The organism is Duganella margarita, from assembly GCF_009857535.1.
Taxonomy (GTDB): Bacteria; Pseudomonadota; Gammaproteobacteria; order Burkholderiales; family Burkholderiaceae_D; genus Rugamonas; species Rugamonas margarita.
In genome coordinates, this window is sequence record NZ_WWCS01000010.1 from 115,538 (window position 1) to 130,404 (window position 14,867).

Below are 14,867 nucleotides of genomic sequence, written 5' to 3' on the forward strand. Positions count from 1 at the left end.
ATTTCCTACCGCCGCCGGCATGCACGTCTTCTGTCAATCAGCCCACTGAGTGGGCCAGCATCTCGCGAAAGGCCTTGAACACCTTGCGCATGGCCGGCGCTTTGTAGGGGAACATGTCTTCCGGGTCCATCGAGTGGACGATCATGGCGTTGTCGGCCTCGAAGATCAGCAGGTCGCCGTTGGGCATTTCGGCGCAGTCGATGCCCAGGTACGGCAAGCCCATGCGCTGGTCGATGGCTTGCAGCGCGGCCTGGTGGCGCACGGCGAAGCCCTGGTCGAAGCGCGCCATTTCGGCCGCTTCCTCGGCGCGTTTTTCGGCGCTTTCGGTCATGCCGGCGTTCAGGTAGTGAATCATCCAGTTTTGCGAAATCGCGTAGTGGCAGATGTACGGCTTGCCCTCGATCAGCACGATGCGGTATTTGCGGAACAGGCCATCGGCGCCGCGATAGTCGACAAAGCGCGACACGTAGAACTGCGGTCCCTCCACTTCCTGCAAATATTGACCGAGCGCGGCAGGCGTGTCGAGCTTCTGCAGATTGGTGCCAGCATGCGACCCCAGCGGCCGCACGATGATCGGAAAGCCGCCATCGGGCAGCAGGCTGTCAATGGTCTGGGTGCCGGCGGCGATGGCATTGAGCGTGCTCAGGCCGGTGCGCACGGCGACCGGCATTTCCACGCCCGACAGGCCGCGCAAGGCGGCGCTCAGGCCGTCACGCGAAGTCGCCCGCAGTTGCGCCGGACGATTGATGACCGGCCGCGGCCAGTCGCTGGTGTAGTCGATCAGCCGTTCCAGCAGTGGCTGGTTGGTTTCCGATTCGGCCACCGCCACCAGCATCACGTCGTGGTCCGGCACCTGTTCCGGGAAGTCCTCGTCGGCGCGCAGGTACAGCAGTTCCAGCGTGACGTCGCTGTCTTCCACCAGGAATTCGACCGGCGTGTTGGCCATCAGATCGCCCGGCCCCATCAGCACCAGCAGCGTCAGGCCCGGCGATGCGGCGGGAATGGTGTAATGCGGTTGCAGCATGATCGCTTCCGCCTGCACCGCCAGCGCGTCGTCGCGGTTGCCGGTCAGTTGCAGCACCGTGGAGAAGTCCATGTAGGCGTGCGCGTCGTTGGGATAGGTCTGGGCGCGCTCCAGCAGCACCTGGCCGATGGGCGACAGGTCCTCGCCGGCAAATGCGCGGCGCATCAAGGGGGCGACGCCGATCAGCGGGGCGTTGTGCTGGCCGATAGTGCTTGCGTCAAATGTCATGCGGACTCCGTGTTGGTAAGGGACAGGCGCTTCGCGCCCAATTGCAGCACTGCATCCAGCAGCGCGTCGATGTCGGATTGGCCGGTGCGGTGGTTGACGATGGCGGCGCGGATCGCCAACTTGCCGCGTACCGTCGTAGCGGAGGGAGCCGCAATGCCGGACTCCTGCACGTCGGCGATCAGCGCGGCATTGAAGGCGTCGATATCGGTGTGACCAGCCGCGCGGTGACGGAAGCAGACGATGTTCAGCGCCACCGGCGCCAGCAATTCCAGTTCCGGCTGCGCCTGGATGCGTTGTTCCAGATAGCGCGCCAGCAAGCAGGTTTCGTAAATCACCTGGCCAATGCGCTCGGCGCCGAAGACCTGGAAGGTGAACCAGGTCTTCAAGGCGCGGAAGCCGCGCGACAGGTCCGGGCCGAAATCGCACGGCCACGGCGAATTGGCCGCCATGCCGCGCTCATCGCGGCGCAAATAGGTGTCGCGGCTGGCGAAGGTGTCCAGGTGGACGTCGGCGTCGCGCACCAGGATGAAGCCGGCGTCGTACGGCACCTGGCCCCACTTGTGAAAATCACAGGCGATGGAATCGGCTAGTTCAATGCCGCCCAGCAGCGGCCGCAATTCCGGCGACAGCGCCGCCAGCGCGCCATACGCGCCATCGACGTGGAACCACAGGCCGTTGCGCTCGGCAACGGCGGCCAGGAGCGGCAGCTCGTCAATCGCGCCGACATCGACCGTGCCCGCCGTGCCGGCCACAAAGAACGGCTGCAAGCCGGCCTGGCGGTCGGCGGTAATCGCGGTTTCCAGCGCCGTGATATCCATCTGAAAACGGGCATTCATCGGGATCTTGCGCAGGTTGGCGCTGCCGAGGCCAGCCAGATCCATGGCCTGGGCGATGCAGCCATGCGCGCCGGCGGACGCGTACGCCACCAGCTGGCGCTTGGGCGGAATACCGTGGCTGCGCACCTCGCGGCCCAGCGCGCGATAACGCGCCACCAGCACCGCGATCATATTCGCCATTGAGCTGCCGGTCACGAACAGGCCAGAGGACGAAGACGGGAAGCCGAACAGCTCGGCCATCCAGCGCACTACCTGGCGCTCGACTTCGATCGGGATATGGTCGCGGCCGCCACAATTGGCGTTGAGGCCGGCCGCCAGCATCTCGGCCAGCATACCGGCCGCCGTGCCGCCGCCATGCACCCAGCCGAAGAAGCCGGGATGCGTATTGCCGATCGCATACGGCAGGATGTTGTCCATGAATTGCTGGTGGACGTCGGCCAGATCGCTGCCCTGCGCCGGCAGCGGGCTGCGGAAAGCAGCGCGGGCCTGGTCCGGCACCGGCTGCCAGACGGGCCGCTGGCGGATGCCTTGCAAGTAGTCGAACATATCGTCCAGCATGCGGTGGCCCTGCGTGCGGAATTGCTGCCAATCTGCCGGTTCCAGTGGGCCAGCGAAATTTTCTTGCGTTTTTTTTGCCATGTGACTCAATTTTTCTTCAGACCTGCCGTTATTGCCAGTAGCGGGGTATTTTATCCAAAGCAAATCCCCCGCGCGAACGAAGGAAACCAACAGCATGGACCCGAGCAGCATCAACCGATTAGATTCGCTACCCACCACCACCGCCACGTGGGCGGTGTTGCCCCTGCCTGCCCTGGACAAAACTACGGATACAGCATCCGCACAATCTATTGTCGCCGGTAAAGACGATGCTGCGTTGAAAACTCCTAGTAAATCTGAGTTAAAAAAATCGGTTGACGCGATAAATCGTTTCCTCGAAAACAATAGTGAGGTAGAGTTCAGCATAGATGACCACAGTGGCCTGTCGGTGGTCAAGGTGATCGATACTGAAACCAAGCAGGTCTTGCGTCAGCTTCCATCCGTGGAATCGCTGGAAATTGCCAGGAACCTCAACAGCATGAAAGGCCTGCTGATTAATAGCAAGGCATAGTACTCCAACTTGATCAAGCACGCCGCCGATCTGCATCAGCTTCCCCCGACCGACGACCTGCTGCTTGCCGGCGGCGACGACAGATTGACGCTGGATGCCGGCAGCGGCCGCTCCCGGTATGGCTGCCGGCCCACGCCGGACCGCGATCTGGTGTCGCTTGGCTCCTCTACCGCCTCACACATCTCTCCCTACGCTTACCAGGCCGCCGACGCGTTGCGGCAGCGCTGTGTGCAAGCCATGCGGAGGGAGCCGGAACTGGTGGTGTACCGGCGGGCATTGACCACCGTGCGGCAGCGTTTGCTGGCCTACTGCGGCTGCGCGCCGGCAGACAGTCCGATGACGCTGCTGGCGCCATCCGGCACCGATTTGTTCATGGTGGTAGCCAATCTGCGGCAGCCGCAGTGCACGGTGCTGATAGATGGGGCAGAGACCGGCAGCGGCGTGCCGCTGGCCTTGCTCGGGCCGCGTCAGGGTGCACCCCATATGGTGGCGGTGCGCGAGACGGATGGCAGTTTGCGCGACGCCGGCGAGGTCGATGCCGAGTACGCCGCCATCGTTGAGGAGGCGGCATCCCAGGGGCAGCGTGTGCTGCTGGTGCTGACCGATGTCAGCAAGACGGGGATGATTGCGCCGTCGATCGCCTCGGTGCAGGCGCTGCGGGCGCGTTGGCCGGATCACTTGGATGTGCTGGTGGATGCTTGTCAGTTCCGGCTGGACCCGATGACGGTGCGGGCGTATCTGGCGCAGGGTTTCATGCTGGCGCTGACTGGCTCCAAGTTCCTGAGCGGGCCGACCTTCAGCGGCGCCCTGCTGCTGCCGCGCGCGATGGCGGCCAATGCGGTCCACGCAGTCACCAGCCACAGCAATTTCGGCATGCTACTGCGCTGGGAGGCGGCGCTGACGGAAATGGAGCGTTTTGCTGCTGTGCCGCAGACCGCGCGCCTGCGCTGGGCGAGGCATTTTGAGGATGCGGTGACGCACGGATTGGCGCAAAATGCAGCGTTCGCGCAGCTGCCAGTCGCCGCCATCGACCGCTCGGCGCTCGGCGTGCCGGCCGGCTGGGACGGCGTGCAAACCATCTTCCCGTTCACGCTGCGCGGCGCTGACGGCCACCTGCTGGATGCCGCCGAGGCGCGCCGTGTGTATCTTCAGCTGCAACTGCCGGCCATTGGCACACGCCGTTACCAGCTGGGTCAGCCTGCAGCGGCCGGGGCGCTGCGATTGTGTCTCAGCGCCCGCATGATCGCCGACCTGCACGAGGGCGTGGCGCCAGACATCGATGTCGTCGCGCCGCTGGCCCGCATCGCCCAGTTGCTTGCTTAGAAGCTGCGCTGCATATTGATGTGGGCGATGCCCGCTTCGTAGAACTCTTCGCCTTCGATGGCAAAGCCGTGACGCTGGTAGAACGGCGCCGCGTGCGTCTGCGCGCTCAGCGCCACCAGCAGGTCGCCACGTGCCTTGGCCTGCACCATCAGAGCCTGCAACAGCTCGCCGCCCACGCCACTACCGCGCGCCGACTTGCGCACCGCCATGCGGCCGATATGACCATCCGGCAGCAGGCGGCCGGTACCAACCGGCGTACCATCCGCCTCGTAGGCCACCGCATGCAGGCACAGCGCGTCCATGCTGTCCATTTCCAGCTCGGCAGGAACGCCCTGCTCCTCAACGAAGACTTCGGTGCGGATGGCCTTGGCGTCGGCGCTCAGCGTGCCCCAGTCGCCCAGTTTGATTTCGTGCTTGCTCATCGTTGTGATCCTGTTCAGCAAAAGCACGATTGTAGTACGTCAGCCCTGCGGTTTGGAAGCACCCTGCATTTTGGCCTTCAGCAGCTCGCGGATCTGCGGCGTCGCAGCATAGGGGTCCGGCGGATTGGTGCCAGCGACAACGCTCTCCAGATTCAGCCGCACGCCAGCCAGTGCCTCCGGATGCGAGTAAATGTAGAACTGGCCATCGGCAATCGCCTTGAAGGTAATCTCCGCCACTTCCCCGGCCGATACCTTGCCCGACGAAACGGCCTTGTCGGTCATCACCTGCGCGGCGATCTGGCTGGCGGTTGGGCCGGCGGTCATGCGCACGTCTTGCGGACGGTTACGGTGCGACTGGCTGATCCCGGTCGGCACAAAATACGGGCACAGCACCGACGTGCCGATCGGCGCACCGACCAGCTGCAAGTCGTGATACAGCGTTTCCGAGAGCGACACCACCGCATGCTTGGAGACGTTGTAGACGCCCATCGCCGGCGCATTCAGCAGGCCGGCCATGGACGCGGTGTTGACGATATGGCCTTCAAACGAAGCGTCTTTTGCGGCCGCCTCCAGCATCAGCCTGGTGAAGATGCGCACGCCGTGGATCACACCCCAGACGTTGACGCCCATCACCCATTCCCAGTCCGCCTCGGTGTTTTCCCAGATCAACCCGGCCGAACCAACGCCGGCGTTGTTGAACACCAGATGCACCGCGCCAAACTCGGTCATGGCCGCATCGGCCAGCGCCTGCACCTGTTCGCCCTTGCGCACATCGCACAGCTGCGCGATGACGCTGGCGCCCTGCCCACGCAGCTCGGCGGTGGCCTGCTCCAGCGCATCGGCCTGCACGTCGGCCAACACCAGCTTCATGCCCTCGCGTGCGGCGATGTTTGCAAATTGACGACCCAAACCACTTGCACCGCCGGTGATGACGGCGACTTTGTCTCGGAATGTTTTCATTTTTAAATGAGCTTCACCAGTTGTTTGCCAAAATTACGCCCTTGCAGCAGGCCCATGAACGCTTCCGGCGCGGCAGCCAGGCCGTCCGCCACCGATTCGCGGTATTTGATTTGACGATTTGCAACCAGCACGGCCAGCTCCTGCAAGCCCTGCTGCCAAAACTCCATGTGCTCGGTCACGATGAAACCGCGCACGGTCAGGCGATTGATCAACAGCACCCGCGCATTCTTGATCGGCATGTCGGCGCCGTTGTAGCCGGCGATCAGGCCGCACAGCGCAATGCGCGCGAAGGCGTTGGTGCGGGCCAGCGCCGCGTCCAGACACGCGCCGCCAACGTTTTCAAAGATGGCGTCAACGCCGTCCGGCGTCGCGGCGGCCAGGTCGGCCTCCAGGTTGCCGGCCTTGTAGTCAACGCAGGCGTCGAAGCCCAGCTCGTTCACCACGTAGGCGCACTTGTCCGGTCCGCCGGCGACGCCGACCACGCGGCAGCCGCGCAGCCGCGCCAGCTGGCCGACCACACTGCCAACAGCGCCGCTGGCGGCTGACACCACCACGGTTTCGCCGGCCGCTGCTTCCATAATCTGATTGAAGCCGTACCACGCCGCCATGCCCGGCATGCCGACCACGCCGAGAAACGCCGACAACGGAATGCGGGTCGTGTCCAGCTTGCGCAACAACAGGCCATCCGACACGCCCATCTCGGCCCAGCCCAGCATGCCGTTGACGTAGTCGCCAACCTGGTAGAACTCGTTGCGCGAGGCGATCACCTGGCCGACGGTGCCGCCGATCATGGTGTCGTCCAGCGGCTGCGAGCTGGCGTAGCTCTTGGCCGCGCTCATGCGGCCGCGCATGTACGGGTCCAGCGACAGGTAGTGATTGCGGATCAGCAGCTCGCCGTCGGCCAGCGCCGGCACCGGCACGATCTCCAGCCGGAAGTTCTCTGGCTTGACCGGGCCGCGCGGACGTTCGGCCAGCACGATGCGCTGGTATGTTTCGGGAATACTCATACCGCCGACACGCCTCCGTCCACCGCCAGGATCTGGCCGGTGATGTGCTTGCCCGCGTCGGACGCGAACAGCACGGCGGCGCCTTTCAGGTCTTCGTCATCGCCGAGGCGGTTCAGCGGCGCGTGGCCGATCAGCTGGTCGCCCATGGCCGTCAGCAAGCCCTTGGTCATCTTGGATGGGAAAAAGCCCGGCGCCAGCGCGTTGACGGTGATGCCGTATCGGCCCCATTCGCCGGCCAGCGTGCGGGTGAAGTTGACCAGCGCGCCTTTCGAAGTGTTGTAGGCGATAGTCTGCATGGTGCCCGGTGGGTTGCCGGCCAGGCCCGCGATCGAGGCGATGTTGATGATGCGGCCGGACTGGCGTGGAATCATCGAACGCTTGCCGACCAGCTGCGACACCAAGAAGATGCTGCGGATGTTCAGGTCCATCACCTTGTCCCAGGCTTCGACCGGATGGTCTTCGGCCGGAGCCCCCCAGCTGGCGCCGGCGTTGTTGATCAGGATGTCGATATGGCCGAGGTGGCCGATGGCGGCGTCAACCAGCGCTTCGGCCTGGGCGTCCTGCGCCAGGTCGGCGGCCACCGCGTGCGCGCTGATGCCGCGCTGGGTCAGCAAGCTGACAGCTTCATCCAGCTCGGCTTGCTTGCGCGCCGAGATGACGACCCTGGCGCCCTGCTCGCCCAGCGCCAGCGCCATTTGCAGGCCGAGGCCGCGCGAGCCGCCGGTGATCAGCGCGGTCTTGCCGGCCAGTGAAAACAGTTCTTGAGTAGTACGCATCGTGTCTCCTTTATGCTGCCCCGCGTCGTCCCCGCGAAAGCGGGGATCCATGCCGAGCGCGTTCTATAGGCTCCTGCGTACGCAGGAGCGACGTTCAGGATTGCTTATTCCTTGTTAAAACCAAGCATCCTGCATGTCGAGCGTGGTGGTGTCTATGCTCGCCAGCAGTGCCAGCTGCGGCCCCACCTTCGGCAGCTCCCACTGGAAGAAATACTGACACGCCTGTAGCTTGCCGCGATAGAAATCCGTATCGCCGCTGGCCAGCGACGCCGCCGCCAGCAAGGCCTGCTGCAACCAGATCCACGCCACCACCACGTGCCCGACCGCTTCCAGATAAAGGCTGGCGTTGGCCAGCGTCTTGTTCAAATCGCCGACAGCATACAACTTCTGCGTGACTTCTTCCACGCTATGCCAGGCCTGTTCCAGCGCATCGGCATGCGCCAGCAGCTCGACGCTGATGGTGGCCAGGCCCGGACCGACCGCATCCGGCGCGCCAACACTGCCGCGCACCTTGCGTATCGTCTTGCGCAGCTCGGTGCCAAAGGCACGGAACAGCGCGCCATCCTGCAAGCTGACCTTGCGGCCCAGCAGGTCCAGGCCGTGGATGCCATGTGTGCCTTCGTGGATGGCGTTCAGGCGGTTGTCGCGGTAAAACTGCTCGACGTTGTATTCGCGCGTGTAGCCGTAGCCGCCGTGTACCTGGATCGCCAGGCTGTTGGCCTCGACGCACCATTGGGAAGGCCACGACTTGGTGATCGGCGTCAGGAAGTCCAGCAGGCGGCCAGCATGTTCGCGGGCTTCCGGGGTTTCGGCCGTGTTCTGCTCGTCGACCAGTCGGGCGCTGTACAGCACGAGGCCGAGGCCGCCTTCGACGTACGCCTTCTGCGCCAGCAGCATGCGCCGCACGTCGGTGTGCTGGATGATCGGCAGTTGCGGCTGCGCCGCGTCTTTCTGCGCCGGGTGGCGGCCTTGCGGCCGGTTGCGCGCATAGTCCAGCGCGTGCAGATAGCCGGTGTAACCCAGCACCGCAGCGCCGAGGCCGACACCGATGCGCGCCTCGTTCATCATGTGGAACATATTCGCCAGGCCGTGGTGCGGCTTGCCGACCAGATAGCCGATGGCGCCGCCGTTTTCGCCAAAATTAAGCAGGCAGTTGGTGGTGCCGCGATTGCCCATCTTGTGGTTGAGGCCGGCCAACGAGATGTCGTTGCGCGCGCCGAGGCTGCCGTCGTCGTTGACCAGGTATTTTGGCACGATGAACAGCGAGATGCCTTTGACGCCGGGAATCAGCTTGCCATCCTCGCCGGGAATCTTGGCCAGCACCAGGTGGACGATGTTGTCCGCCAGCTCGTGTTCGCCGGCCGAGATCCACATCTTGTTGCCGGTGATGCGGTACTGATTGTCGCCGTCGGGGACGGCGCGGGTGGTGATGTCCGACAGGCTGGAACCGGCCTGCGGCTCGGACAGGCACATTGTGCCGAAGAAGCGGCCAGCCAGCATCGGATTGACGTAGGTTTCAATCTGCGCCGGCGTCGCGCATTTGAGCAAGGTGTTGGCGTTGCTCATGGTCAGGAAGGTGTAGGCCGAGGTGCTGACGTTGGCAGCAGTGAAATACGCCGCCAGCGCCTTCTCGACCACCACCGGCAGCTGCATGCCGCCGCGCTCGTAGTCCTGACCGGCGGCCATCAGGCCCGCCAGCGAGAACGCTTCCAGCGCCGTCTTCACTTCGGGGATGATCTGCACCTTGCCGTCCACCACATGCGGCTCGTTGGCGTCGGCCTTCTTGTTGTGGTTGGCGAACAGATCGGTGGCGAGACGTTCGGCCGTATCAAGCGCGGCGTCGAAGGTCTCGCGGTTGTGGTCCTCAAAGCGGGCGCGGCGCGTCAACGCCTCCGCGTCCAGCCACTCGTACAACATGAACGACAGGTCGCGGCGCGACAGAATGGTCGAGCGCATGGCTTACACCACTTCGAACAGGCCTGCCGCTCCCTGGCCGCCACCGATACACATGGTGACCACCACATATTTGACGCCGCGGCGCTTGCCTTCGATCAGCGCATGGCCGACCAGGCGCGCGCCCGACACGCCATACGGGTGGCCGACCGCAATCGCGCCGCCGTTGACGTTGAGGCGGTCCATCGGGATGCCCAGCGTGTCGGCGCAATACAGCACCTGCACGGCGAACGCCTCGTTCAGCTCCCACAGGCCGATGTCCTCGACTTTCAGGCCGGCTTTTATCAGCAGCTTGGGCACGGCGAATACCGGGCCGATGCCCATCTCATCCGGCTCGCAGCCGGCCACGGCGAAGCCGCGGAACACGCCCAGCGGTTTCAGCCCCTTGGCGGCGGCAGTCTGCGCGTTCATGACGATGGCCATCGAGGCGCCATCCGAGAACTGGCTGGCATTGCCGGCGCTAATCACGCCGCCCGGCAGCGCGCTACGGATCTTGGACACGGCTTCGTACGTGGTATCGGCGCGGATGCCCTCGTCGGCCGAAATGGTCACTTCGCGCGACAACAGCTGGCCGGTGGCCTTGTCAGCCACGCCCATTACCGTGGTCATGGGCACGATCTCGGCATTGAACAGCCCAGCAGCCTGGGCGGCGGCGGCGCGCTGCTGGCTCTGCACGCCGTATTCATCCTGACGCTCGCGGCTGATGTTGTAGCGCTTGGCGACGGTTTCGGCGGTTTGCAGCATCGGCCAGTAGATTTCCGGCTTGTTTTTCGACAGCCAGACTTCCTTGTACATATGCATATTCATCTCCTGCTGCACGCAGGAAATCGACTCGACGCCGCCGGCCGCATAAATATCGCCTTCGCCGGCGATGATGCGCTGGGCGGCAGTGGCAATGGTTTGCAGGCCGGACGAGCAGAAACGGTTGATGGTCATGCCGGCGGTGGTCACCGGGCAGCCGCCGCGCAGGGCGATCTGGCGCGCGATATTGCCGCCGGTGGCGCCTTCCGGGTTGGCGCAGCCGGCCAATACGTCTTCCACTTCGCCGGCTTCCAGGTTGGCGCGCTGGATTGCAGCTTGCAATACATGGCCACCCAAGGTGGCGCCGTGCGTCATGTTAAACGCGCCTTTCCAGGATTTGGCCAGACCCGTGCGGGCGGTAGAAACAATGACGGCATCGATCATGAGAAGTCTCCTTTAGTGAAGGTGTTATCAATCCAGAATAGCATAGTTTTAGTACGGTCGTTCGCAAAATTTATTGTAAGTTTCGCGTAAGCCTCGTGAAAGCATCGCGTAAGGTTCAGCGCCCAAACTCGGACCAAGCTGACGAAGTACCAACTATCTCGGCTGGGGACAAAACATCCTACAAAATCAAAGGAGACACATCATGGCAAACAGCGGTACCGCGGATACCCGCAACCTACCCAAGCAAGCCACGCCGATGACGGCCGAAGAGCGCAAGGTGATTTTCGCCTCCTCGCTCGGCACCGTATTCGAGTGGTACGATTTTTATCTGTACGGCGCGCTGGCGCCGATCATCGCCAAGCAGTTCTTCATCGGCGAACCGACCACCACCTTCATCTTCGCGCTGCTGGCGTTTGCCGCCGGCTTCATCGTGCGGCCGTTCGGCGCGCTGGTGTTCGGCCGCCTGGGCGATATGGTCGGCCGTAAGTATACCTTCCTGATCACCATCCTGATCATGGGCGCCTCCACCTTTATTGTCGGGCTATTGCCGGGCTATGCGGCGATCGGCATCGCGGCGCCGATTGTGCTGGTCGGGCTGCGGATTCTGCAGGGGCTGGCGCTGGGCGGCGAATACGGCGGCGCAGCCACTTACGTGGCCGAGCATGCACCTGCCGGCAAGCGCGGTTCCTTCACCGCCTGGATTCAGACCACCGCGACTCTGGGCCTGTTCCTGTCGCTGCTGGTGATTCTGGGCACCCGTACCGCAATCGGCGAGGAAGCCTTCAATGCCTGGGGCTGGCGCGTGCCGTTCCTGGTGTCGGTGCTGCTGCTGGGCGTGTCGGTGTGGATTCGCATGTCGATGAATGAATCGCCAGCCTTCGCCAAGATGAAATCCGAGGGCAAGACCTCGAAGGCGCCGCTGAGCGAAGCCTTTGGCCAATGGCGCAACCTGAAAGTGGTGATCCTGGCGCTGATCGGCCTGACCATGGGCCAGGCGGTGGTGTGGTACACCGGCCAGTTCTACGCGCTGTTCTTCATGACCCAAGTGCTGAAGATCGACGGCGCCAGCGCCAACATCATGACCGCGCTGTCGCTGGCCCTGGCCACGCCGTTCTTCATCTTCTTCGGCATGCTGTCGGATAAGATCGGCCGCAAGTGGATCATCCTGGGCGGCTGCATCCTGGCGGCGGCGACCTACTTCCCGCTATTCGGCGCCCTGACCCACTATGGCAATCCGCAGCTGGAAACCGCGTTGAAAAATTCGCCGGTGGTGGTGATTGCCGATCCGGCGTCGTGCCACTTCCAGTTCAACCCGACCAACACCAAGAAATTCCCATCGTCGTGCGACATCGCCACCGGCATGTTGTCCAACGCTTCGGTGAACTACACCACGCAAGACGCGCCAGCCGGCAGCGTGGCCAAGATCAAGGTCGGCGACAAGGAAATTTCGTCGTTCAACGCCGTCATGACGCCGGATGGCCTGAACTTCGACAAGCCATCGAAGGATACGGAAGCCGCGCTGAAGAAAGAAGTCGGCGGCGCCATCAAGGCGGCTGGCTATCCAGCCAAGGCGGATGACGCGCAAATGAACAAACCGATGGTGGTGCTGATCCTGTTCATCCTGGTGCTGTATGTGACCATGGTGTACGGCCCGATCGCCGCGATGCTGGTGGAAATGTTCCCGACCCGTATCCGCTACACCTCGATGTCGCTGCCGTACCACATCGGTAACGGCTGGTTCGGCGGCCTGCTGCCAACCATCTCGTTCGCGCTGGTGGCGTTCAAAGGGGACATCTACTACGGCCTGTGGTACCCGATCGTGATCGCCCTGATCACCGTCGTCATCGGCGCGGTGTTCGTCGGCGAGACCAAGGACAACAACATCTACGCGGCCGACTGAATCTGAATCGGCCCATCTAGAAACCGCCTTCGGGCTAATGCCGTTAAGTTAAGCTGAAATTTCACATCGTCATTCCCGCGCAAGCGGGAATCCCTAGGACGTTTGCCGGGCAAACGCGGTATGGGTTCCCGCTTGCGCGGGAACGACGGCGCTTAACTTAACGGCATTAGCCTTCGGGCGGTTTTTTTTAGTCGTCACAGTTCAATCGAAACCATACGATTTTCGTCCCTGGAGTAGCTGCCGCAGGTAAGCGATCAGGTCGCCAACGCCACCCAGCCACAGCAGCACAAAGGCCCAGACTATGCAGCACCGGCAGCAGGAAGGAGCGCGCGCGGTAAGCGAACCAGGTGCGGCTGAATACCGGATACTGGCGCGCTTTGGCAGACCAGCCCGCCAGTTGGCCGGCCAGCCGGGCAGGAATCGGCTGTTCGTTGGCGGCGTCTGTTACGGTGGGTCTGTTCATCACTGACATTCAGAAGATTATTGCATCTGGCTGCGAATCCAGTCCGACATCACGGCCAGCGCCGATGGCGCCAGCGTTTCCTCGATCTGTCCGTATTCGGCAGGCGCGCCAGTGGTCGCGGTCTGGAACAGGTGATTCAGTTTGGGCAGCTCTTTTACCACGGCACGCGGGTTGTTGGCCAGTGCGATGCGCATCGCGTCGAGGTCAAGCTTGGCCGGCACCTGACGGTCCAGTTCGCCGTTCAGGACCAGGACAGGCTGGCGCATGGCGCGCAAAGCCGGTCCCGGCTCCAGACTGAGGAAGGTGCGGAACCACGGCGTGGTGAAGGTTTTCGCCTCCAGCGCCGCCGCGCCCTGCACCACCAGGTCCTCGCGTTCGCCCTGTTCGAGGATGGCCTGGGCTTTACTACGCGCCTGCTCCGGATCGCGCTCGGCGACGATGGCGGCCAGCATGGTCTGATTCATGGCGCGCTGTCTGGCGGCTTTGTCGACCTCGCTGTGGTACGCCAGTTGTTCAACCATCAGCAATTCGCCGCGCACGCCGGGACCGGCCATCAGCACCACGAAGCCCAGTTGCGGGTCGCGCGCGGCGAGCATCGGCGCGATCAGGCCGCCTTCGGAGTGGCCGATGACGCCGAGGTGGCGAGCGTTGATCTGCGGCCGCGTGCGCAGGAAATTGACCGCCGCTTGCGCGTCGTCGGCAAAGTCGTGGGTGGTGGCGGTCTTGTAGTCGCCGCTGGAGCCGCCGATGCCGCGCTTGTCGTAGCGCAGCACGGCAATGCCCTGGCGCGCCAGATGGTCGGCCAGTACCAGGAAGATCTTGTGGCCAAAAACTTCTTCGTCCCGGGTATTCGGTCCGGAGCCGTGCACCAGCACCACCGCCGGCCAGGGTCCGGCACCTTTCGGCACGCACAGGCTACCGGCCAGCTGCACGCCGGCGGCCGAACTGGCGAACTTGACGTCCTCGCTGGTATAGGTCGGCACGGCGGCGGCGATGGCTTTTTCCTGCGGCCGCGATGGCGCCGTCACAGCCGGCGTGCCGGCCGGCACGCGCTTGAGCGTCAGCGGCGCTTTCTGGCCCTCGGTCCAGGTGCCGGTCCAGGCCTTGGCCTGATCGTCCCACGTGGCCTGATAGCTGGCCTGCAGTTTGGGCAGCGCGAAACTGAGATGCGTCGCGTCAGTCGTCAGCTGCTCGACCTTGGCCGAGAACGACTGGCTCGGGCTGGCCAGCGTGGCTTGCCATTGGCCGTCGGCGCTCTTGCTGACATCCAGCACCACCGTCAATTGGCCGGCGATCACGCCGCTCCATTGCCCTTGCGCGTCTTCCGCGCTGGCCGGCAAGGCCGCGCCCATGGCCGCGATGACGGACAGGCCGCCGAGGAAGGTCTTCATGCTGTTGCGCTTTCCGGAATTGAAGAAGGCTCTACCTTAGCCAAACGGCAAGTTCCGCGCAACAATATGCGACCAATCCGCTCCGGGATGTCATCAAGCCCCGTTTTCCCGTCACGAATAAAAAAACCGCCCCGGAGGTAATGCCGTTAAGTTAAGCTGGAATTTCACATCGTCATTCCCGCGCAAGCGGGAATCCATAGGACGTTTGCAGGGCAAACGCAGCATGGATTCCCGCTTGCGCGGGAACGACGTTGCTAACTTAACGGCATTACCCCGGAGGGCGGTTAAACT

At 63.6% G+C, this 14,867-nt stretch carries 12 protein-coding genes; 3 read left to right on the forward strand and 9 right to left on the reverse strand.

All coding sequences use genetic code 11. From position 1 onward, the window contains the following. Positions 1 to 37 precede the first annotated feature (37 nt). Both GTP55_RS16790 and GTP55_RS16795 read right to left on the reverse strand, forming a co-directional pair. Positions 38 to 1,252: an ATP-grasp domain-containing protein gene (locus GTP55_RS16790; RefSeq protein ID WP_161046015.1), complete on the reverse strand. Its 1,215-nt coding sequence runs from the start codon at positions 1,250 to 1,252 to the stop codon at positions 38 to 40. Next, positions 1,249 to 2,727, reverse strand: coding sequence for a pyridoxal phosphate-dependent decarboxylase family protein (locus GTP55_RS16795; protein WP_229257976.1), 1,479 nt, complete (start codon positions 2,725 to 2,727; stop codon positions 1,249 to 1,251). The genes GTP55_RS16790 and GTP55_RS16795 overlap by 4 nt, the downstream gene beginning before the upstream one ends. A 94-nt stretch (positions 2,728 to 2,821) precedes the next feature. On the opposite strand from GTP55_RS16795, the gene GTP55_RS16800 reads away from it, so the two are divergent. Together GTP55_RS16800 and GTP55_RS16805 are read left to right on the forward strand one after the other, a co-directional pair. Next, complete coding sequence (locus tag GTP55_RS16800) at positions 2,822 to 3,196, forward strand: flagellar protein FlaG (RefSeq protein ID WP_161046016.1); 375 nt, start codon at positions 2,822 to 2,824, stop codon at positions 3,194 to 3,196. A gap of 9 nt (positions 3,197 to 3,205) precedes the next feature. Next, positions 3,206 to 4,519 carry a hypothetical protein gene (locus tag GTP55_RS16805; protein WP_161046017.1) on the forward strand — a complete coding sequence of 438 codons (1,314 nt, stop codon included), beginning with the start codon at positions 3,206 to 3,208 and terminating at the stop codon, positions 4,517 to 4,519. Here the strand turns inward: GTP55_RS16805 and GTP55_RS16810 are convergent. The 6 genes from GTP55_RS16810 to GTP55_RS16835 form a co-directional block, all read right to left on the reverse strand. Beyond that, positions 4,516 to 4,941 (reverse strand): GNAT family N-acetyltransferase, encoded by a 426-nt coding sequence (locus GTP55_RS16810; protein ID WP_110847854.1) that lies wholly within the window; start codon positions 4,939 to 4,941, stop codon positions 4,516 to 4,518. The genes GTP55_RS16805 and GTP55_RS16810 overlap by 4 nt on opposite strands. Before the next feature lie 39 nt (positions 4,942 to 4,980). Continuing rightward, positions 4,981 to 5,901, reverse strand: a complete 921-nt coding sequence (locus tag GTP55_RS16815; RefSeq protein ID WP_161046018.1) for an SDR family oxidoreductase — start codon at positions 5,899 to 5,901, stop codon at positions 4,981 to 4,983. A 2-nt stretch (positions 5,902 to 5,903) separates the two neighbouring features. Continuing rightward, on the reverse strand, positions 5,904 to 6,908 hold the full coding sequence (locus tag GTP55_RS16820) for an NADP-dependent oxidoreductase (RefSeq protein WP_161046019.1): 1,005 nt from the start codon (positions 6,906 to 6,908) through the stop codon (positions 5,904 to 5,906). Beyond that, complete coding sequence (locus GTP55_RS16825) at positions 6,905 to 7,684, reverse strand: SDR family oxidoreductase (protein ID WP_161046020.1); 780 nt, start codon at positions 7,682 to 7,684, stop codon at positions 6,905 to 6,907. The genes GTP55_RS16820 and GTP55_RS16825 overlap by 4 nt, the downstream gene beginning before the upstream one ends. Positions 7,685 to 7,798: 114 nt before the next feature. Further along, the gene (locus GTP55_RS16830) at positions 7,799 to 9,640 is read right to left on the reverse strand and encodes an acyl-CoA dehydrogenase (RefSeq protein WP_161046021.1); all 1,842 of its coding nucleotides are present in this window, start codon (positions 9,638 to 9,640) and stop codon (positions 7,799 to 7,801) included. Between the two features lie 3 nt (positions 9,641 to 9,643). After that, positions 9,644 to 10,822 carry an acetyl-CoA C-acyltransferase gene (locus GTP55_RS16835; protein ID WP_161046022.1) on the reverse strand — a complete coding sequence of 393 codons (1,179 nt, stop codon included), beginning with the start codon at positions 10,820 to 10,822 and terminating at the stop codon, positions 9,644 to 9,646. A 202-nt stretch (positions 10,823 to 11,024) separates the two neighbouring features. Here GTP55_RS16835 and GTP55_RS16840 point away from each other — a divergent pair, with 202 nt between their 5' ends. Next, complete coding sequence (locus tag GTP55_RS16840) at positions 11,025 to 12,722, forward strand: MFS transporter (protein ID WP_229257977.1); 1,698 nt, start codon at positions 11,025 to 11,027, stop codon at positions 12,720 to 12,722. A gap of 480 nt (positions 12,723 to 13,202) precedes the next feature. On the opposite strand, the gene GTP55_RS16845 is transcribed toward GTP55_RS16840, so the two are convergent. Then, positions 13,203 to 14,576: an alpha/beta hydrolase family protein gene (locus GTP55_RS16845; RefSeq protein WP_161046023.1), complete on the reverse strand. Its 1,374-nt coding sequence runs from the start codon at positions 14,574 to 14,576 to the stop codon at positions 13,203 to 13,205. Positions 14,577 to 14,867: the final 291 nt, after the last annotated feature.